Source organism: Streptomyces sp. NPDC054796 (assembly GCF_053611545.1).
The window spans coordinates 97130-117947 of record NZ_JBSHAO010000029.1 but is presented as its reverse complement, the minus strand read 5'-3'; the positions used below and the strand labels follow the sequence as shown (position 1 = coordinate 117947).

Below are 20818 nucleotides of genomic sequence, written 5' to 3'. Positions count from 1 at the left end.
TTTCTTCAAAGGAACCCTGCCCCAACCAAAACCGGCTGGAGACGGGGTATCAACATATCTGGCGTTGACTTTTGGCACGCTGTTGAGTTCTCAAGGAACGGACGCTTCCTTTGTACTCACCCTCTCGGGCTTTCCTCCGGGCGCTTCCCTTTCGGTGTCTCCGACTCTATCAGACCCTTTTCCGTTGATCGAAATTCGGGTTGATCGCAGACATGCGAAACCGAATCGACAAAAGAAAGGATGTGGATCATCGGTGACCGCCCACGCTTCGGCTCGGCCTTCGTCGTGGGCAGGGGGACGACAGTACAGGCACGCCGAGAGCAGAGGCAAATCGGTTTTGCAGGGCTGCCGGAGGGCTGCTTGATCGCGCGCGCGTGAGCGCGTGCACGTGAGGCACGGGCCCGTGTGGGCGGGCGGCGCGTCCCCGCACGCGCGATCGGAATCCGTTGTTCCTATGACTTACGCTTCTGAGCGGTGCGCCGTCCTGGACAGGTTGCGACGGCGGCTGATCGATCCTCGCCCTTCGGAGGCTTCCCATGACCACCGTGACGTCCCCGCTGACCGGACGTGCCATCGGACTCTCGGCCGTTCCCGACCCGGTGTTCTCCGGGGCCATGGTGGGCCCCGGCACCGCCATCGACCCCGTCCGGGAGCGTACCGAGGCGCTGGCGCCCGTCGACGGCATCGTCGTCTCGCTCCACCCGCACGCCTTCGTCGTGGTGGACGCCGAAGGGCACGGTGTGCTGACGCACCTGGGCATCGACACCGTGCAGCTCAACGGTGACGGGTTCGAGCTGCTGGCCGCCAAGGGCGACACCGTGCGGCGCGGCGACGCGATCGTGCGCTGGGACCCGGCCGCCGTGGAGGCGGCGGGCAAGTCGCCCGTCTCCCCCGTGGTGGCGCTCGAGGCAACCGCCGACTCGCTGACCGATGTCGTGGACGACGGCGACATCGAGGCGGGCAAGACCCTCTTCGGCTGGAGCTGATCCCCGGGCCGGCCCCGTCGCAAAGGACGCGCGGATCGCACAGATCCCAGGGATCGCACGGGGCGCCGGTCACACGGAAGAGGCGGAAGAGCGCGAGAGAGAACAGCGGTGGCCGTGAGCGAGCCGCCGCACCGAACCGGAGACGGGTGAGATGGACACAACGCTTCGAGGCGTCGGCGTCAGTCACGGGGTGGCGATCGGCGAGGTACGGCACATGGGCACCGCGGTGCTGGAGCCCCCGGCCAAGCAGATCGGCCCCGACGAGGCCCCGCGCGAGCAGCAGCGGGCGCACCAGGCCGTGGAGGCGGTCGCCAACGACCTGATCGCGCGCGGCAATCTCGCGGGCGGCGAGGCCCAGGCCGTGCTCGAGGCGCAGGCGATGATGGCCCAGGACCCGGAGCTGATGGCCGACGTCGAGCGGCGGATCACCGTCGGGAGCACGGCCGAGCGTGCCGTGTACGACGCGTTCGCCGCCTACCGGGCGCTGCTGGCGGGCGCCGGTGACTATCTCGCCGGGCGGGTGGCCGACCTGGACGACGTGCGCAACCGCATCGTCGCGCGGCTGCTGGGCGTGCCGATGCCGGGGGTGCCGGACAGCGACCAGCCGTACGTGCTCATCGCCCGCGATCTGGCGCCCGCCGACACCGCGCTGCTGGACCCCGCGCTGGTGCTGGGCTTCGTGACCGAGGAGGGCGGTCCGACGAGCCACAGCGCGATCCTGGCGCGGGCGCTGGGCGTGCCCGCCGTCGTCGCGCTGCCCGGTGCGGGGGAGCTGGTGGAGGGCACCGTCGTCGCGGTGGACGGGAGCACCGGCGAGATCGTGGTCAACCCGGACGCGGACGAGCGGTCGGCGCTGGAGAAGGCCGCCGAGGAGCGCAAGGCCGCGCTGGAGGGCGTCAAGGGGCCGGGGGCGACCTCGGACGGGCACAAGGTGCCGCTGCTGGCGAACGTGGGCGGGCCCTCTGACGTGCCCGCGGCCGTGGAGGCCGGCGCCGAGGGCGTGGGCCTGTTCCGTACGGAGTTCCTGTTCCTGGACAACAGTGAGCAGGCGCCCTCGGAGGAGAAGCAGGTCGAGGCGTACCGGCAGGTGCTGGAGGCGTTCCCCGAGGGGCGTGTGGTCGTGCGCGTGCTGGACGCGGGCGCCGACAAGCCGCTGGACTTCCTGACCCCGGGTGAGGAGCCGAACCCGGCGCTGGGCGTGCGCGGGCTGCGGACGCTGCTGGACCATCCCGAGGTGCTGCGCGGTCAGCTCCGTGCGCTGGCCAAGGCCGCCGAGGGGCTGCCCGTCTACCTTGAGGTCATGGCGCCGATGGTGGCTGACCGTACGGACGCGAGGGCGTTCGCGGACGCGTGCCGCGAGGCCGGGCTGCGGGCGAAGTTCGGCGCGATGGTGGAGATCCCCTCCGCCGCGCTGCGGGCGAGGTCGGTGCTCCAGGAGGTGGAGTTCCTTTCGCTGGGCACCAACGACCTGGCGCAGTACACCTTCGCCGCCGACCGGCAGGTGGGTGCCGTCTCCCGGCTCCAGGACCCGTGGCAGCCCGCGCTGCTCGACCTGGTGTCGCTGTCCGCCGAGGCGGCGAAGGCCGAGGGCAAGAGCTGCGGCGTGTGCGGCGAGGCCGCGTCGGATCCGCTGCTGGCGTGTGTGCTGACGGGGCTCGGCGTGACGAGCCTGTCGATGGGCGCCGCCTCGATCCCGTATGTGCGCGCCACGCTGGCGAAGCACACGCTCGCGCAGTGCGAGCGTGCCGCTTCCGCCGCGCGGGCAGCGGACACCGCCGAGGAGGCGCGGATCGCCGCGCAGGCGGTGCTGTCCGGGGAGTGAGCGCGAGGGCCGGGGCGCCCCGGGCGTCCCCGGCGTCCCCCGCGTCCCGGTGATCGCTGACGACGGTAATGACGGCGACGGTGCCGGTCGGTCCGCTGCGGCGGGGCGGCCGGCACCGTTCGCGTTCCGGCGCCCGTTCGCGGACCGGCACCGCCCCCGTATGGCACGTGCGGCACGTATAGCCCTCAGCAGTGCAGGTCACCTCCCGGGTGGGGCAGTTCGAGTCCGGGGAGGTGATCGACGCCGTGCTCGGGCGGCACGGGATCGCCGGTGGCGGGGTCCGTGCAGTAGGCCGTGAAGACCTCGGCGGCTGTGAGGGCGCGCAGCCAGTCGCCGTGGAGGTTCCAGCCGCGCACCGTGTCCCGCGCGCCCTCCCGTTCGGTGCGCAGGACCAGGCCGCCGGGGCTGTCCGTGGCGAGTCCGGCGGCCAGTGAGGTGGTGAGGGCGAGGGCCGCGGTCTCGTCGACGCGGAGGACGCCGTCCTCGTCGGCGTACGCGTCGAGCGCGGTGACGAGCGGGGAGCCCGGGACGCCGACGCTGCACACCAGGTGGTGCGTGCCCTCCCCCGCCGCCTCCATGAGGAGGGACACGGCCCGCGCCGCGCGGTCCAGGGAGACGCGCGCGATGTCGGCTCCGCAGGCCGCGCACGCGCCGGCGCGGGAGAGGATCTCGGCGGCCTTCTCCCAGGCGGCCCGGCATGCCTGGGTGTCGGTGAGGGCCTGGACGAGCCGTGCCATGGGCTGTCCCGTGTACGCCACCGTGGCCCCGGAGGCGGCGACCTCCGCGACATAGCGGGTGCGGCTCGCCCGGGTGTCGGGATCGAGGCGTTCCTCGTGGCAGAAGAGGCGGTAGTCCACGGCGTCGAAGACGGCGACGCGGGTGTGGATGCCCTCTCCGGAGAGTGAGCGCAGCAGTCCCTCCATCTGCCGCAGATACGTCCGGTGGTCCGCGAAGGTGAAGGAGCGATAGCCGCGCATCAGCGCGAACTGGGACTCCTCCGCCAGGACGGCGACCGTGCTGGGCGCCTCGCGGCGCAGTGCCCTGTGCGGGCCGCGTTTCCGGCTGCGGGTGTGTGCCATGGGGTCCCCCCTGGGTGCGTACGGATCACTTGGTCACTCACCGTAATCGGGGGGTCTGACATCGGGCGCCGGAGCGGCCCCGCACGGAGTGCGGGGCCGCAGTGGCCAGGGGGCAGGAGTCAGGCGTCGTGCGGGGTGCGTTCCCGCGCGAGGCGCTCGTAGAAGCGGAGCAGCTCGACGTTGTCGACGGAGCCGGGGTTGACGGCCTTGTCGAGCGGGGTGCCCTGGAGGAGCCGCTTGACCGGGACTTCGAGGCGCTTGCCCGTGAGGGTGTGCGGGACCCCGGAGATCTCGATGATCTCGTCGGGGACGTGGCGCGGCGACAGGCCCTCGCGGATGACGCGCTTGACGCGGTCGCGCAGCGCGTCGTCGAGGGTGGCGCCCTCCGCGAGGTGGACGAAGAGCGGCATCCAGTATCCGCCGTCGGGCTGTTCGACGCCGATGACCAGGGATTCGCGGATCTCGGGGAGTCGTTCGACGGCCTCGTAGATGTCGGCCGAGCCCATGCGGACGCCCTGGCGGTTGAGGGTGGAGTCGGAGCGGCCGTGGATGACGACGGTGTTGCGCTCGGTGAGGGTGATCCAGTCGCCGTGGCGCCAGGTGCCGGGGAACATCTCGAAGTAGCTGTCACGGTAGCGGGAGCCGTCGGGGTCGTTCCAGAAGCGGATCGGCATGGAGGGCATGGGCGTGGTGACGACGAGTTCGCCGACCTCGCCGATGAGCGGCTTGCCCTGCGGGTCCCACGACTGGAGCCCCGTGGCGAGGGAGGGCGCCTGGAGTTCGCCGGTGTAGACGGGGAGGGTGGGCACGGCTCCGGCGAAGCAGCTGCACACGTCCGTGCCACCGCTGACGGAGGCGATCCACATGTCGGCGGAGACCTCGTCATGGATCCAGCGGAAGCCGTCGGGCGGCAGCGGGGAGCCGGTGGTGGCGACGCACCTGACGCGGGAGAGGTCGAGGTCACGCCCTGGGTGGACGTCCGCCTTGCGGCAGGCCATGACGTAGGCGGCCGAGGTGCCGAAGACCGTGGCGCCGGTCTCCGCCGCGACGCGCCACTGGGCTTCGGTGGACGGGTATCCGGGGCTGCCGTCGTAGGTGACGACCGTGCAGCCGGTGAGCAGTCCCGAGACGAGGAGGTTCCACATCATCCAGCCCGTGGAGGTGTACCAGAAGAAGCGGTCCTCGGGGCCCGTGTCGTTGTGGAGGCTCAGTTGCTTGAGGTGTTCCAGGAGGATGCCGCCCTGGGACTGGACGATGGCCTTGGGCAGGCCCGTCGTGCCCGAGGAGTAGAGCACCCACAGGGGGTGGTCGAAGGGAACCTGCTCGAAGACCGGTGAGGCGTCCTCTGAGCCCTCGGGCGCTGAGGTGACGGCTGACCATTCGAGGGCGCCCTCGGGGGCCGGGGTGCCGATGAGGGGGACGTGGACGACGGCGCGCAGGGTGGGCAGCTCGCCGCGCAGTTCGGCGACGGTCTCGCGGCGGTCGTGCTCCTTGCCGCCGTAGCGGTACCCGTCGACGGTGAACAGGACGGTGGGCTCGACCTGCTGGAAGCGGTCCAGGACGCTGCGGGCGCCGAAGTCGGGGGCGCACGAGGTCCACACGGCGCCGACGGCCGCGGTGGCGAGGAGCGCGATGGCGGCTTCGGGGATGTTGGGGAGGTAGCCGCTGACGCGGTCACCCGGACGGACGCCGAGGCGGCGCAGCTCGGCCGAGAGCGAGCCGACCTGGCGGCGGAGTTCGGACCAGGTGACGGGGGTGGGCTCGTGGCGCTCGTCGACGTGGAGCAGCGCTGGATCGTCGGCGCGTGCCGGGTCCTCGGAGGCGCGCAGCGCGTGCTCGGCGTAGTTGAGGGTGGCGCCGGGGAACCAGCGGGCGCCTGGCATGGAGGTGTCGGCGAGGACGGTCTCGTAGGGGGTGGTGAAGCGGATGTCGAACCACTCGGTGACGGCCTGCCAGAAGGTGGTCAGCTCGTCGACGGACCAGCGTTGCAGGGCCGCGTAGCTCGCGACGGGGTCGCCCGGGGTGGCGGCCGGGGCGCCGTGCCGTTCGGCCGCCCACTCCTGGAAGCGGGTGATCCGGGCGCTCTCGACGCGTTCGGGGCCCGGCTGCCAGAGGGGTTCGGGCGCGGGGGACGGCGTCGTGCTGTGCGCTGCGGTCATTGCGGCTCCCTGGCTGGTCCCTGCGTTTTGCTACGCGTCGTGTCGTGGTGTGTCGTGCTGTGCCGTGTCGTGGCTGGTGCCGGCGTGTGGGTCGTCGTGTTCCGTGGTCGTCTTCCGTGGCCGTGCGGCCCGTCGTCCGGCGGGCCGGGACGCGCGGCGTGCGTGCTGGGAGTACGTGCGCGTGCGCGTGGCTGACCTGGACGATGCCACGTGATCAACTTGGACGCCAGGGTCGGCGTCACACCCCCGGGGTCCGGGAAATGTGGCCCGGCCACGGGTCGGCACGCGCGCAGGGGCGCGCGCCGCACGCGTCGTGCGCCGGGCGCGGGCGGCCCCGGAGGGCCGTCGGAGCCGCATCGGCGTCCCCTTGGCGAACGCCCGGCAACAAAGCGGGTGAACGGAAGTTGAACGGCACTGACTCACACCGGACACGATGGCAGGCTGAGCAGCATGGATGCGCGTGGCCTGGTGCGGTCGGTAAGAGTGGTCGGTGCGGCGCGGGGTGCGCGCGCCGTGCGGTCGGCGTGGCGGCGCAGGCGCGCGGACGCGGCGGGACTGCCCCGGCAGCGCGCGGAGAGAGCCCGGGTGCCGGGCCGGGTGAAGAGTGCGGAGCCCCAGCCGGGCGGTGGCGTGATCCGTTTCGAGCGCTCGTCGCTGCGCGTGCGAGTAGCGGCGGGCGGCGCGGTCTTCTGCGGCTGGGACGGCGCGGGCCCCGAGCCCTCGTACGCGCTCGCCCATCAGGTCCCGGCCGCCGACACGCGGGCGCAGTTGGAGCCGGACAAGGACGGCGGCTGGCGGGTGGTCTCGGAGCGGATGCTGGTGACCGTCTCACGGCACGGCGCCGTGGACATCAGGACGCCGGGCGGCGTGCTGCTCCGTCGCGAGATGCCCCCGCGCTGGTGGGAGCCGGAGGGCGAGGAGCGGCAGGAGGCGCCGGAGGGCGAGGAGGGGCACGAGGGCCCCGAGGGGCCGGGCGCGCGCTGGCTGGTGCGCTCCGAGGTGACGCCCGACGCGCGGTTCTTCGGCCTCGGCGGGCGGCCGGGCGGGCCCCGGCTGCGCGACGGCACGTACCGGCTGTGGAACACGGGTCCTGGCCCCTCGGGCACGGACCGGGTGCCCGTGTACGTCACCATGCCGGTGCAGCTCGTCGTGGCGGACGCGGGGACGCATCTGGTGTTCCACGACAACTCGTGGGACGGCGAGGTCACCCTGCGCGAGGGGCGCGAGGGCGGCGGCTCAGGGCACGACAGACCGGGCCGCTGCGCAGTGCGGGTCAGCGGCGGGCCGCTGCGCTACTGGGTGATCGCGGGGGCGCCCGCGCGGGTGCTGTACGGCTGGGCCTCGCTGACGGGTGCTCCGGCGCTGCCGCCGCGCTGGGCGCTGGGCCATCAGCACGGGCGGTGGGGTTTCCGCGACGAGGCCGAGGTGCGCCGGGTGGCGGCCGGGTACCGGGAGCGGGGGCTGCCGCTGAAGGCGCTGCACCTGGACATAGACCACCTGGACGGGCACCGGGTCTTCACCGTCGACCGGGAACGCTTCCCCGATCTGCCGCGCCTGGCCGCCGAGCTGCGCGGTGAGGGGGTGCGGATGGTCTCGGCCGTCGACCCCGCCGTGAAGGCCGAGCGCGGCACGGCCGTCTACGACAGCGGCTCGGCGGCGGGGGCCTTCGTGCGGGACGCGCGCGGGCGCGAGGTGCGCGGGGTGGCGTGGGCCGGTGAGGCGGTCTTCCCCGACTTCACGGATCCGCTGGTGCGCAAGTGGTGGAGCGGGCTGTACGCGGAACGCCTCGCGCAGGGCTTCTCCGGGGTGTGGCACGGCAGGAACGAGCCGACGTCCTTCACCGCGTTCGGCGATCCCACGCTCCCCCTGTCGTCGCGGCACGCCCTGGAGGGCCGGGGCGGCGACCACAGGGAGGCGCACAACGTCTACGCGCTGACGATGGCGCGTGCCGGGCACGAGGGGCTGCGGGAACTGCGGCCCCAGGAGCGCCCGTTCCTCTTCTCGCGCTCCGGCTGGGCGGGGATGCAGCGGTACGGCGGCTCCTGGTCGGGCGAGGTGGCCACGGGGTGGGCTGGGCTGCGTGCCTCGCTGTCGCTGGTGCTCGGCATGGGGCTGTGCGGGGTGCCGTATTCGGGCCCCGACATCGGGGGGTTCACGGGGACGCCGTCGCCCGAGCTGTATCTGCGCTGGTTCCAGCTGGGCGCGTATCTGCCGCTGTTCCGCACCTTCGGGGCCAAGTGGGCGGGCCGGAGGGAGCCGTGGGAGTTCGGGCCCGAGGTGCTGGAGCACTGCACGGCGGCGCTCGCGGAGCGGGAGCGGCTGCTGCCCTACTTCGTCACCCTCGCGCAGTTGGCGCACCGCACGGGCGCCCCGTACGTGCGGCCCGTGTGGTGGCAGCATCCGCGGGACCGGGCGCTGCGCGACTGCGAGGACGCGTTCCTGCTGGGGGACGCGCTGCTGGTGGCGCCCGTGCTGGAGGAGGGGGTCAGGCGGCGTGCGGTGCGGCTGCCGCGCGGGCGCTGGTACGACACGGCGACGGGGCGCGCGTACGAGGGCCCGGGGACGGTGCACGTCGAGGCTCCGCTGTCGCGGATACCGGTGCTGGTGCGGGCCGGTGCGGCGCTGCCGGTGAGGGGCGACGGCGGGGAGACGGAGCTGGAGGTGTGGGCCCCGGCGGCGGGCCGTACGGGGAGCGGGCTGGTGATCGCGGACGCGGGGGACGGCTGGGAGCGTTCGGAGCCGGAGCGCTTCACGGTGCTGCTGCGCGGGGGAAAGCCGGTGGTCGGGCGGGGTAACGGGGAGCCCGTGGGGTATCCGGTCCGGGTCCGCACCTGATAGATGAAGGGGTCATGGCAATCAGACGACCCTTCCGGGGCATCGGGTTCGCGGCGGCGCTCTTCGCCGCCGCCTCCCTCCTCACCGTCGCACCCGAGGCACAGGCCGAGCCGGAGGCTCAGGGCACGCCCCAGGCCCGGGCCACGTCGGAGCCGAAGGCTCCCGAGGAGTTCGTCGCCCTGCGCGACGTCGACAAGTCGATCCTCCAGGAGATCCGCTATCCCACGGAGCACAACTTCATGGGTGAGCCGGTCGACGGCTACCGCCAGCCCCTGTGCGTCGTCACCAAGGACACCGCCAAGGCGCTGCACAAGGCCCAGGTCTCCTTCCTGAAGCGGGGCTACTCCCTGAAGGTGTACGACTGCTACCGGCCGCAGCGCGCCGTCGACCACTTCGTGGCATGGGCCAAGGACCTCGACGACCAGCGGATGAAGGACGAGTTCTATCCGCGCGTGGACAAGACGCGCCTCTTTGAAGACGGCTACATCGCCGAGAAGTCGGGGCACAGCCGCGGCAGCACCGTCGATCTGACGCTGGTGAAGCTCCCGGCCCGGCCGACGCGTCCGTACGTGCCCGGTGAGCCGCTCGTGCCCTGCTTCGCTCCCCAGGAGGAGCGCTTCCCGGACAACTCGATCGACATGGGGACCGGTTTCGACTGCTTCGACACGCTGTCCCACACGCTCGATCCGCGCGTCCAGGGCGAGCAGCGGGAGAACCGGCTACGGCTCAAGGACGGCCTTGAGACGGCCGGTTTCACGAACCTGCCCGAGGAGTGGTGGCACTTCACGCTCTCGGACGAGACGTTCCCCGACAGCTACTTCGACTTCCCCGTGGACCGGCGCTCGCTCGGAGGCAAGCGGAAGTAGCCGCGCCGCGCGCCCCGGGGCAACGCGCGGGGCAACGCGCGACGGCGGCTCGGGACCACCCCCGTGGGCCCCGTGCCGCCGTCGGCGCTCGTGACACCCGGCTCGTTCCCGTGCCAGACTCCTGACGACCCATCAGATTTGATGGTGCGCGGAGCCGCGACACCCAGGGAGGGACCGGTGCCACCTATACGTACGCCCGTCGCCGATGGATGGTTCAGCGAAGAGGGCGGGGATTTCACCCTTCTCGGTACCAGATGCCTCACCTGTACCTCGGTCTTCTTCCCGCGCGAGGACACCTTCTGCCGCAACCCCTCGTGCGCCGGTACGCGCCTGGAGGAGGTACCGCTCTCGCGGCGTGGCCGCGTGTGGTCCTACACGGACGGGCGCTACCAGCCGCCCCCGCCCTACGTCTGGGACGCGGACCGCGAGTGGGAGCCGTACGCGCTGGTGGCCGTCGAGCTGGAGGCGGAGCGCATGGTGGTCCTCGGGCAGGCGCCGCCCGGGGTCACGGTGGACGACCTGGCCGTGGGCATGGAGGTCGAGGTGGTGCCCGGCGTGCTCAACGAGGACGCGGAGCACATCTGGACCACCTGGCACTGGAAGCCCGTGCCCGTGGAGGGCGCGCTGTGAGCGCCGCGACGCCGGAGGGCGGGGACGTGACGCCGGAGGGCCGGGACGTGGCCGTCCTCGGCGCGGGGATGCACCCCTGGGGCAAGTGGGGCCGCCCGTTCATCGAGTACGGGGTGACGGCGGCCAGGGAGGCGCTGGCGGACGCGGGCCTGGACTGGAACGACGTCGACTCGGTCGTCGGCGCCGACACCGTGCGCGGCGGCTACCCCGGCTATGTGGCGGGCTCGACGTTCGCGCGGGCGCTGGGCTGGCAGGGCGCGCGCGTCACCAGCGTGTACGCCGCCTGCGCCTCCGGAGCCCAGGCCGTGGCCACGGCACGCGCGCAGATCCTCTCGGGCATGGCGGAGACGGTGCTGGTGGTCGGGGCCGACGCCGCGCCCAAGGGCTTCTTCCGGCCCGCGGGCGGCGACCGCGCCGACGACCCGGACTGGCAGCGCTTCCGGATCCTGGGCGCGACCAACCCGGCGTACTTCGCGCTCTACGCGCGCCGCCGGATGGCCCTGTACGGCGACACGGCCGAGGACTTCGCCCACGTCAAGGTCAAGAACGCGGCGGCCGGGACGCTGAATCCGTACGCGCGCTACCGCAAAGAGGTCAGTCCGGGGGACGTCGCCGCCTCGCCCGTCGTGGCCGATCCGCTGCGGCTGCTGGACATCTGCGCCACCTCCGACGGGGGCGCGGCACTCGTCCTCTCCAGCCTCGGTTTCGCCCGCCGCCACGGTGCCGCGCGCCCCGTGCGCGTCCGCGCCGTCTCCACCGTCACACCGCGCTACCCCAACACCCTGCTGGACCTCCCGTACCTGGCGACCGACTCGGCCGCCGCCGTGCCGGAACCGGAGCGCGGCTTCCGCGCCTCGATCGCGGACGCCGCCTACGAGGAGGCGGGGCTCGGGCCAGGGGACATGTCGCTGGCAGAGGTGTACGACCTGTCCACCGCGCTGGAACTCCAGTGGTATGAGGACCTCGGATTCGCCGCCGAGGGCGAGGGCGCCGCGTTGCTGCGCTCGGGCGGCACGAAGCTCGGCGGGCGGCTCCCCGTCAACACGAGCGGGGGCCTGGCCTCCTTCGGCGAGGCCGTGCCGGCGCAGGCCATCGCGCAGGTCTGCGAGCTGACGTGGCAGTTGCGCGGCGTCGCGGGCGAGCGCCAGGTCCCGGGGGCCAGGGCCGGAATCAGTGCGAACCAGGGCCTGTTCGGGCACGGCTCGTCGGTGATCGCGGTGCGCTAGCCCTTCGCGGGGTGCGGAAGGAAACGATGGGTTGTCCGTTCGTCGGGGGTGTTGCGCGGGACGGTTCGCCGGTGTGGTGGGTGCCGTAGGGTCCCGCGCTGATTTTTGCGCTGCTGCGCGGGGTGCGGGGCGCTGCGCTGGGCGGTGCGTTGTGTTCCGGGTGCGGCTGTGTGGCTACGGCGCGGCGTATGGACCGGTAGTACGCGGCTTGCGCCGCGTGATTCTCGGTTTCGGCCGTGGATATGGGGTGCGTGTGTGGTGGGGGTCGGTGCCGTGCCGGGGTGTCTCCTCGGGCGGCGACAAGTGCGGGTCTCGTTTACGGGTTTCCCCCGGCACTCGTCGCCACCACTTGCGGGGACACCCCACCACGTCCCCTCCCACCCGGTGGCCAACTATCCGCCGGTGCCCCCTCCGCTTGTTGCCATGCTGTGGACCGGTGCCGTACCGGAGGGGCTCCGCCCCTGTCGGGATAGCTGACGGTGACGGCTCACCACACTGTTGTGGGCAAGCGTCCCGCTCGGCGAGGGGGCACCTCCCAGTGGTAGCTGGGGGAGGGTAGGCACAACCCACCCACCGGCCCGCAGCACGCGAACGAAAGGCCAGGGGGCACTCGGGTAGGCGCCCCCTTCACGGGGGTATTGCGCGGGACGGTTGGCCCGTGGAGTGGGGACCGTAGGTCCCGCGCTGGTTGTTGTGCCGCCGCACGGCAAGGAGGCGCACCCCGTGAAGGGGCGTGGGCCCCGGCCGACCCGGAGCGGAGGAGGGTCACCGGCGGGACGGGGACGGGGCGGGGTGTCCCCGCAGGTCGAGACGAACGACGGCGGAAAGCCGAAAACGAGACCTTCACGCCGAGGAGACACCCCGGCGCGGCACCGGACACCCCGCACCCACGCACCCCACACGGCCACCGGCAGGCACCAGGAATCACGCGGCGCCAGCCGCGAACAACCGAAACCACACGCCGCGCCGAAGCCACCAACCCGCACCCGGAAACGGCGCCCCGCCACACGACGGCACCCCCCGGACAGGGGCACAAAAATCAGCGCGGGACCCTACAGCGCGCACCACACTGGCCAGCCGTCCCGCGCAACACCCCCGTGAAGGGCCGACCCCCCGTTTCGATCCGCACCCCGCGAAGGGGACCCGCGGACGCGGTCAGTCCACACCGTCCATGACCTTGACGGCCCCTCACCAGCGTTGAACACTGCCGTCACGCTCGTCGCGGAGGCCGGGCGTGGCGCGGGCCACCTGGCCTCGTTGTCCCCTGGCGCCGCTCCGTAGCCACGGAAGCACGCACCCTACAGGGGACCGCCGGGGCCGCCACCCCGGCCGAGGGCACTAGGAGCCGTTCATGGACCAATTCTCCAACGGGGACATTTTCGCGGGTGAGATCATCGGCACCGCGATCCTGATCCTCTTCGGCGCGGGCGTCTGCGCCGCGGTCAACCTGCGCTTCTCGAAGGCGAAGGAGGGCGGCTGGATCGTCATCGCCTTCGGCTGGGGCATGGGCGTCCTGGCGGGCGCGTACACCGCGGCGCCCCTGTCCGGCGGGCACCTCAACCCCGCGGTCACCGTCGGCATCGCCATGGACACCGGCCAGTGGAGCAAGGTGCCCGTCTACTTCCTGGGGCAGATGATCGGCGCGATCATCGGCGCTGTGCTCGCCTGGGGCGTGTACTACGCGCAGTTCACCGCGAACACCGACCCGGAGTTCGCGCAGGACACCCTCGGCAACTTCTCCACCATCCCCGAGGTCCGCAACCCCGTCGCCAACCTCATCACCGAGATCATCGCGACGATGGCGCTGGTGCTGCCCGTGCTGGCCTTCGGCCTCACCAAGGGCCTCGGCGAGTCCGGTACCGCGACGCTGATCGTGGCGCTGCTCGTCGTCGGCATCGGTCTCTCCCTCGGCGGGCCCACGGGCTACGCCATCAACCCCGCCCGCGACCTCGGCCCCCGCATCGCCCACTCGCTGCTGCCGATCCCCAACAAGGGGACCTCGGACTGGGGTTACGCCTGGGTCCCCGTCGTCGGGCCCCTGCTCGGCGCCGTGATCGCGGCCGGGATCTTCAAGCTCGCCTACTGACCATGCCGGGGCGGGACGCCCCTGGCCGGCCCACCGGCCTCCTGAGCGCACTTCCGAGAGGGACGTGACCATGACGGACAAGTACGTCGCCGCAATCGACCAGGGCACCACCTCCAGCCGCTGCATCGTCTTCGACCACGACGGCGCGATCGTCGCCGTCGACCAGCGCGAGCACCGTCAGATCTTCCCCAAGCCGGGCTGGGTGGAGCACGACGCCACCGAGATCTGGTCCAAGGTCCAGGCCGTGGTCGCGGGCGCACTCGCCAAGGCGGGACTGCGCGCCGACCAGCTCAGCGCCCTGGGCATCACCAACCAGCGCGAGACGACGGTCATGTGGGACCGCGCCACGGGCAAGCCCGTGCACAACGCCATCGTCTGGCAGGACACCCGCACCTCTGCCCTGTGCACGGAGCTGGGCGGGGACGACGGCCAGGACCGCTTCCGCGACCGTACGGGGCTGCCGCTGGCCAGCTACTTCTCCGGGCCCAAGGCGGCCTGGCTGCTGGACAACGTGCCGAGGCTGCGGCAGCGCGCGGCGAACGGCGAGATCGCCTTCGGCACCATCGACTCGTGGCTCATCTGGAACCTCACCGGCGGCACGGACGGCGGCGTGCACGTCACCGACGTGACCAACGCGGGCCGGACCATGCTGATGAACCTGGAGACGCTCCAGTGGGACCAGTCCATCCTCGACGCGATGGACGTGCCCGCCTCGGTGCTGCCCGAGATCAAGTCCTCGGCCGAGGTCTACGGGAGGGCCGTCGGCCAGTTGGCCGGGGTGCCCGTCGCCTCGGCGCTCGGTGACCAGCAGGCGGCGGTGTTCGGGCAGACCTGCTACGGGGTCGGCGAGGCCAAGAACACCTACGGCACCGGTTCCTTCCTGCTGCTCAACACGGGCACGCGCCCGGTGGCCAGCAAGAACGGCCTGCTGACGACGATGGGTTACCAGCTCGGCGGCGAGGACGCCGTCTACTGCCTCGAAGGCTCCATCGCCATCACGGGCGCGCTGGTGCAGTGGTTCCGCGACCAGCTCGGCATCATCTCCGACGCCTCGGAGATCGAGCCGCTGGCTGCCAGCGTGGAGGACAACGGCGGCGCGTACATCGTGCCCGCCTTCTCCGGGCTCTTCGCCCCGTACTGGCGCTCGGACGCGCGCGGCGTCGTCACCGGACTGACCCGCTATGTCACCAAGGCGCATCTGGCGCGGGCCGTCCTGGAGGCCACGAGCTGGCAGACCCGGGAGGTCGTGGACGCGATGTACCAGGACTCGGGCGTCCAGATCACCACGCTCAAGGTCGACGGCGGCATGACGGCGAACGGGCTGCTGATGCAGCATCAGGCGGACGTGCTCGGGGTGCCGGTGATCCGGCCCGTGGTCGCCGAGACGACCTGTCTGGGCGCGGCCTACGCGGCCGGGCTCGCGACGGGCGTGTGGTCGGACCTGGACGAGCTGAAGGCGCACTGGAAGCGGGACGCGGAGTGGACCCCGGCCATGGACGCGGGGGCGCGCGAGCGGGAGTACGCGAACTGGCGCAAGGCCGTGGAGCGCAGCTTCGGCTGGCACGAGGACGGCGAGGGCTGAGGCCCCTCCAGATCCGCCTGCCCTGACGCCGCCCTCCCCGGGAGCGGAGCCCGGAGATCCGGTCCGGGTCCGTGCCCGGGGAGGGCGGCGTTCGGGGTGCCTTACGGGGCGGCGTTCAGGACGTGGTCGCGGGCTGCGACCCCGCCGCGCGGTCCGCGATCCGCATCGCGTGCTCGACGACCGAGACCAGCACGTCGCGCGCCGACTGCCGCCTACGCGCGTCGCACAGCATCACCGGCACGTGCGCGTCCAGGTCGAGCGCTTCCCTGATCGTCTCCGGCGGGTAGCGGTCCGCTCCCTCGAAGCAGTTGACGGCCACCGTGAAGGGGATGCCGCGCCGCTCGAAGTAGTCGATGCCCGCGAAGCTGTCCTCCAGCCGCCGGGTGTCGACGAGGACCACGGCGCCGAGCGCGCCCTGTGCCAGCTCGTCCCACAGGAACCAGAAGCGGTCCTGGCCCGGGGTACCGAAGAGGTACAGGACGAGGTCTTCCTTGATCGTGATCCGGCCGAAGTCCATGGCCACCGTGGTGGTGGACTTGCTCTCCACCCCCGAGGTGTCGTCCACGGCGTTGCCCGCCTCGGTCAGCGTCTCCTCGGTGCGCAGCGGTCTGATCTCGCTGACCGCTCCGACGAGGGTGGTCTTGCCGACGCCGAATCCGCCCGCGACCAGGATCTTCAGTGTCACGGGTTCGACCGGTGCGGTCTTCCCTCCACCGCGCTTAGAGCGCCCGAAGGCCATTGATTACCTCTCTGAGGATGCTCTCGTCCGGCAGCTCCGCCGGGGGGACGGGACGGCTGACGCGGACCAGTTCCGCGTCGATGAGATCGCCGATGAGGACGCGTACGACGCCCACCGGCAGGTCGAGTTCCGCTGCCAGCTCGGCCACCGACAGGGGCGAGGCCCGGCAGAGCTTGACGATGTCGAGGTGTTCGGGAGCCAGGGTGCGGTAGGCGTGCAGATCGGCGTCCCCGTAGGGGAGATCGTCCCCATACGGGTCCTCGGCCCCGTAGGGGGGCTCGGCCCCGTAGGGGAGCCCGGTGTCCCCGTAGGGGCCGGTGCCGGTCGGGTGCGCGCCGGGGGCGCCGTCGGTGCTGTCGGCACCGGCGGCGTCCTCCGCGCCGTCAGGGCTCTCCGCGATCACGAGTGCGATCAGGTCGAGCCGGTGCTGCCCGGTGCTGCTGCGGGTGCGGCCACGCGTCATCGCGTACGGCCGCACCACGGGCCCCGCCGCGTCGTCGAACCAGCGGTCCTTCATCGGCCCGTCCAACCCGTCCCGTCAGCTTCCGCCGAGGTCCGAGCGTGGCGCGGTGCCCAGGTGGGCGCCGACCCGCTTCACCAGCAGGGTCATCTCGTACGCGACGAGGCCCACGTCCGAGTCGGCGTCGGCGAGCACCGCGAGGCAACTGCCGTCGCCCGCTGCGGTGACGAAGAGGAACGCCTCGTCCAGCTCGACGACGGTCTGTCTGACCGTACCGGCGTCGAAGTGGCGGCCGACGCCCTTGGCCAGGCTGTGGAAGCCGGAGGCCACCGCCGCGAGGTGCTCGCCGTCCTCACGGGTGAGGTCCTGGGAAGCCCCTCTGGGGAGCCCGTCGCCGGAGAGGACGAGGGCCTTGCGGATACTGCCGACGCGCTGGACCAGCTCGTCGAGGAGCCAGTTCAGCTCACCGCCCTGCGAGGCGGTGTTCGCTGTGGCTTTTGGTGCGGTCATCGACCGTCCCCCTCCGGTGTCGTTCCTGGTGCTGTCTCCCCCGCATCATCCCCCGTCGGCGCGGCGTTCTCCGCACGTCCGCGCTGCCAGCCGCGCTGGAGCGAGGCCATGCGGCTGCGTACCTCGTCCGCGTCGCGGTCCCAGGGCCGGTCGGCCTCGGAGGCGCCGCCGGTGCGACGGGCCTCCCCTGCGGGCCGGCCCGTCTCGCGGGCCTCCTTCTTGAGCTGGGGCGCGAGGCTGGCCTGGCGCACCCGCCTCGGCAGCCCGCCGAGTTGCGCGGGCCTGGCCACGGGCGCCTCGTCTCCCGCCGCGGGGGACGGCGGGGTCCGGTGCGCCGCGCCGGGCTCCGGCTCCGTACGGGAGCCGGGTCCTGCGTCCGGGGAAGGACCGGCGGAGGAACCGTCCCACGGGCCGGGTTCGGCCCGTTCCGGCTCGCTCCCCGGCTGTCCCGGGATGCCTTGTGTTTGCTCCGGATCGCTTTCGCGTCCGTTTCCGCGCGTGCTCTCGCGCTGCCTCGCGCGCCCGGCGGAGTCGTCCGGTTCACCCGGTTCGCCCGGCGCGACGAGCCCGTCGGGGCCGCCGGAGGGCCGGGAGGACGGGGTTCCGGCGGCCCCGGCGTCTTCGGAGCGCCGCTCGCGCCGCGGGAGGCGCTTGCCGTCCCCCACGGTGCGCCCGTGGTCGGAGATCAGCACGGGGGTGTGGGGGCGGCGGCGCGGCAGGGGCGCGGGGCGGCCGTCGTCGCCCGGACTGCCCGGACTCCGCTCGCCCGAGCCCTTGCCGCCCGGCGCCTTCTCCCCCGAGCCCTTCTCGCCCGGGCCCGCCGAGGGCAGCGACGGGTCGGTCTCGTCGTCGGCCAACTGGTGCTGCTCGGGCGCGGGTCCGGAGCCGGGTCCGGAGCCGGGTCCGGAGCCGGAGACCGGTCCAGGCGCCGGTGCCGTACTCCTGCCCTTGCGGTTGCGGAAGAGCCTGCCGCCGCTGTCGGGGCCGTCCAGCTCGCCGAGCGGTGCCTCCAGCTCGACGGGCCCGTCGAGCGCGTCCAGCACACGGCGCGCCGTGCTGTTCTCCAGGGAGGGGGCCCGCGCCTTGGTGAGCGCGTCGCGCCGCTTGCTCAGCGGCTCCTGGCCCGTGCCGCTCTCGACGGTGCCGCGCTGCTCGCGCTCGTCGTCGCGGGCCGGGGTCTCGGTGAGCACGGCGCCCGGGATCAGGACCACCGCGGTGGTGCCGCCGTACGGGGAGGGCTGGAGCGAGACGCGGACGCCCTGGCGCTGGGCGAGCCGGGAGACGACGAACAGGCCGAGCCGGTCCGTGTCGGACAGCTCGAACTCCGGGGTCTCGGCGAGCCGCAGGTTGGCGTCGAGGAGCGCGTCGGCCGCCATGCCCAGGCCACGGTCGTGGATCTCCAGGGTGAAGCCGTTGGCGACCCGTTCGCCGAGCACCTGGACCGCCGTGTGGGGCGGCGAGAACACCGTGGCGTTCTCCAGGAGTTCGGCGATCAGGTGGGTGAGGTCGGCGACCGCGCTGCCGTCGACGGCGAGCCGTGGCAGCCTGCGCACCTCAATGCGCTCGTAGTCCTCCACCTCCGCGACGGCCGCGCGCACCACGTCCATGAGCTGCACCGGCTTGCGCCACTGCCGGGAGGGCGCGGCACCGGAGAGGATGACCAGGCCCTCGGCGTGCCGTCGCATGCGGGTGGTGAGGTGGTCGAGCCGGAAGAGGTCGGCCAGTTCGTCGGCGTCCTCGGTGCGGCGCTCCATGGCGTCGAGGAGGGTGAGCTGGCGGTGCAGCAGCACCTGGTTCCTGCGGGCGAGGTTGACGAAGACCTCGGAGACGCCGCGGCGCATGTCGGCCTGCTTGACGGCGGCCTCGACGGCGGCGCGCTGGAGGGTGTTGAGTGCCTGCCCGACCTGGCCCGTCTCGTCGGGCGGGTAGTCCAGGCGCGGTGCCTCGGTCTCCACGTCGATCTGTTCACCTGCGGCGAGCCGCCGCATGACGCTGGGCAGCCGCACCCCGGCCGACTCGTTGGCCTGCTTGCGCAGCGTGCTCAGGTCGCGGACCAGTTCACGGCCCACCCGGAAGGAGATCACGAGCGAGGCCAGTACGGCGATGAAGCCCAGCACGCCGGCTGCGCCCGCCTGGACGAGCACCTTCGTGGCGGCCGGTTCCATCCGCTGCTTGTAGCGCTCGCCCGCCTCGTACCCCAAGCGTTCGAGGTCGGTGAGGACGGTGGAGGCCGCTGCCTCCCAGCGCTCGGAGTCGACGATGCCGGTGGCGCCGCGCGCTCCGGCGCCGATGATGGCGTCCTCGTAGCTGCGCAGCGTGCGGCCGTCGGTGCCGTTCCAGTACTTGTCGAAGCGTTCGCGCTCCTCGGCCGGCAGCGACTGGAGGTTGGTCTCGTAGGCGAGGTTGCGCTCAGCCACCCGGTCGGAGAAGGCGCGCCGGTCGCCCTTGGTCATGTGCCCCGCGGCGAGCGCCGCCGACATCAGCGCGTCCTCGCGGGCCAGGTACTCACGGGCGCGGGTGAGGCCGACGAGGGCGCGGCTCTGCTTCTCCAGCTCGGGGTCGTTCAGACCGCCGAGGGAGGTGAGGAACGTGTAGCAGGGGTCGATGAGTTCGTTGTACGCCTGGAAGGCGCCCCCGCGCGTGAGGGTGTTGTCCTCGACCTTGGAGCGGACCTTGTGCAGGCCGTCGAGACCGTCCACGAGGTCGTCGAGGCGGGCGAGGGAGGTGTGGCTCAGGCCGGAACGCACGCCGGAGTCGGCGGCGTTGGAGCGTATCTTGGAGACGGTGCTGTCCGTCTCGCGCTGCTGCTTGTGGAGCCGGGTGAGGGCGTCGGAGCGGCGCGGATCGGCCAAGTAGACGAGAATCTGCCGCCGTTCGTTCTGTATCGCCTGCGCGGTGTCCTCGGCCGGGTAGCCGACCTTGTCCAGCGTGTCGGAGGCGTCGAGGAGTTCGGCGGCCTCGCGGGTGGTGATGTAGGTGGCGAATCCCCAGATGGACACGAGGGAGACGAGCGGCACCAGCAGCAGCACCACGATCTTCCGGCGGATCGACTTCCCGCGAAAGCGCATGGCCTCCCCTACGTCAACCCCACCGCGCGGGGGCGAGTTTCGACAGCAAACGGCGCGAGCCTACTACTGCGGTGAGGCCCACTCGTAGATGTGTCCGTGCGTGGGAACAGGGCGTCCAGGGTGCCTCATCCTGAGTTGTCCGTCGATGCCCCGACACGTGTTCGGAGATTGTGGCGCAGGACACGCACGTGGAACGGTAAGCGTATGGAAGATCGTGAAGGGGGAGTGAAGGACCCATGTACGCAAAGCCCAGGCTGCCCGACCCGGTCCGCGCAGCGGCTGTCCGCGCGGTCGTCATCGTCGCGCTGACCCTGGTTCTCGTGATGGTCGCCGTGCTGTGCTCGCTGGCCGGAGTGTGGCTGGCCTTTCCGATGGTCCTGGCCACCGTCGCCGGGACGGTCGTGGCGACGTGGGCGGTGCTGGACGTGTGGGTGACCCGGCAGGTCTGGATCCAGCGGCACGGCGTGATCTCGGAGCCCAGCAGCGCGGCCCGCTCCCGTGCGTGGGCACGGGAGCGGGAGCGGGAACGGGCGCGGGAGCAGGAGCAGGAGCAGGAGCGGGAACGTGGGCGGGGACGCGAGCGCGCGCGGGACACGCGGGTGCCGGGGCCGCGTGGTCCGGGCCAGGGTCCCGGTCCCGCGTACGGGCCGGGGTACGACGCCGGTTACGGGCCCGGACGGACACGCGGGCACGCCGCGGGCGAACAGGCGGGCGCCACGCGACGGGCCGACGGACGGCGCTGAGCACCCACGCCGGGCCCCGGCCCCAGG

Annotated in this window: 15 protein-coding genes; 9 read left to right on the top strand and 6 right to left on the bottom strand. The window is 72.5% G+C overall.

The genetic code is table 11. From position 1 onward, the window contains the following. Positions 1–536: 536 nt before the first annotated feature. The gene (locus ACWGJ2_RS23745; RefSeq protein ID WP_453348195.1) at positions 537–986 is read left to right on the top strand and encodes a PTS sugar transporter subunit IIA; all 450 of its coding nucleotides are present in this window, start codon (positions 537–539) and stop codon (positions 984–986) included. A gap of 151 nt (positions 987–1137) precedes the next feature. Further along, on the top strand, positions 1138–2808 hold the full coding sequence (ptsP, locus tag ACWGJ2_RS23740; RefSeq protein ID WP_453348194.1) for a phosphoenolpyruvate--protein phosphotransferase: 1671 nt from the start codon (positions 1138–1140) through the stop codon (positions 2806–2808). Positions 2809–2993: 185 nt separating this feature from the next. Here ptsP and ACWGJ2_RS23735 read toward each other — a convergent pair whose 3' ends face one another. Beyond that, positions 2994–3887 carry a hypothetical protein gene (locus tag ACWGJ2_RS23735; protein WP_453348193.1) on the bottom strand — a complete coding sequence of 298 codons (894 nt, stop codon included), beginning with the start codon at positions 3885–3887 and terminating at the stop codon, positions 2994–2996. A gap of 119 nt (positions 3888–4006) precedes the next feature. Next, positions 4007–6046 carry an acetoacetate--CoA ligase gene (locus tag ACWGJ2_RS23730; protein WP_453348192.1) on the bottom strand — a complete coding sequence of 680 codons (2040 nt, stop codon included), beginning with the start codon at positions 6044–6046 and terminating at the stop codon, positions 4007–4009. A 450-nt stretch (positions 6047–6496) separates the two neighbouring features. Between ACWGJ2_RS23730 and ACWGJ2_RS23725 the strand changes: the two genes are divergently transcribed. The 6 genes from ACWGJ2_RS23725 (at position 6497) to glpK (ending at position 15271) form a co-directional block, all read left to right on the top strand. Continuing rightward, complete coding sequence (locus tag ACWGJ2_RS23725; protein WP_453348191.1) at positions 6497–8881, top strand: glycoside hydrolase family 31 protein; 2385 nt, start codon at positions 6497–6499, stop codon at positions 8879–8881. Positions 8882–8895: 14 nt separating this feature from the next. After that, complete coding sequence (locus ACWGJ2_RS23720; RefSeq protein WP_453348190.1) at positions 8896–9747, top strand: M15 family metallopeptidase; 852 nt, start codon at positions 8896–8898, stop codon at positions 9745–9747. A 177-nt stretch (positions 9748–9924) separates the two neighbouring features. Further along, complete coding sequence (locus ACWGJ2_RS23715; protein WP_453348189.1) at positions 9925–10377, top strand: Zn-ribbon domain-containing OB-fold protein; 453 nt, start codon at positions 9925–9927, stop codon at positions 10375–10377. Continuing rightward, positions 10374–11603 carry a lipid-transfer protein gene (locus tag ACWGJ2_RS23710; RefSeq protein WP_453348188.1) on the top strand — a complete coding sequence of 410 codons (1230 nt, stop codon included), beginning with the start codon at positions 10374–10376 and terminating at the stop codon, positions 11601–11603. Before ACWGJ2_RS23715 ends, ACWGJ2_RS23710 begins: the two co-directional genes overlap by 4 nt. A gap of 1351 nt (positions 11604–12954) precedes the next feature. Next, entirely contained in the window at positions 12955–13689 is a 735-nt protein-coding gene (locus tag ACWGJ2_RS23705; RefSeq protein WP_453348187.1) for an MIP/aquaporin family protein, read from the top strand. 70 nt (positions 13690–13759) lie between these two features. Further along, positions 13760–15271, top strand: coding sequence for a glycerol kinase GlpK (gene glpK, locus ACWGJ2_RS23700; RefSeq protein ID WP_453348186.1), 1512 nt, complete (start codon positions 13760–13762; stop codon positions 15269–15271). Between the two features lie 115 nt (positions 15272–15386). Here glpK and ACWGJ2_RS23695 read toward each other — a convergent pair whose 3' ends face one another. Genes ACWGJ2_RS23695 through ACWGJ2_RS23680 form a run of 4 tightly spaced genes read right to left on the bottom strand, consistent with a single transcriptional unit; the run spans position 15387 to position 20048 of the window. Continuing rightward, entirely contained in the window at positions 15387–16010 is a 624-nt protein-coding gene (locus ACWGJ2_RS23695; protein ID WP_453348185.1) for a GTP-binding protein, read from the bottom strand. Then, a complete protein-coding gene (locus tag ACWGJ2_RS23690; RefSeq protein WP_453348184.1) occupies positions 15991–16527 on the bottom strand; it encodes a DUF742 domain-containing protein in 537 nt (178 codons plus the stop codon). Before ACWGJ2_RS23690 ends, ACWGJ2_RS23695 begins: the two co-directional genes overlap by 20 nt. 21 nt (positions 16528–16548) lie before the next feature. Beyond that, complete coding sequence (locus tag ACWGJ2_RS23685) at positions 16549–16980, bottom strand: roadblock/LC7 domain-containing protein (protein ID WP_453348183.1); 432 nt, start codon at positions 16978–16980, stop codon at positions 16549–16551. Then, a complete protein-coding gene (locus ACWGJ2_RS23680) occupies positions 16977–20048 on the bottom strand; it encodes a nitrate- and nitrite sensing domain-containing protein (protein ID WP_453348182.1) in 3072 nt (1023 codons plus the stop codon). Before ACWGJ2_RS23680 ends, ACWGJ2_RS23685 begins: the two co-directional genes overlap by 4 nt. Before the next feature lie 236 nt (positions 20049–20284). Between ACWGJ2_RS23680 and ACWGJ2_RS23675 the strand changes: the two genes are divergently transcribed. Further along, positions 20285–20791 carry a hypothetical protein gene (locus ACWGJ2_RS23675; RefSeq protein ID WP_453348181.1) on the top strand — a complete coding sequence of 169 codons (507 nt, stop codon included), beginning with the start codon at positions 20285–20287 and terminating at the stop codon, positions 20789–20791. Positions 20792–20818: the final 27 nt, after the last annotated feature.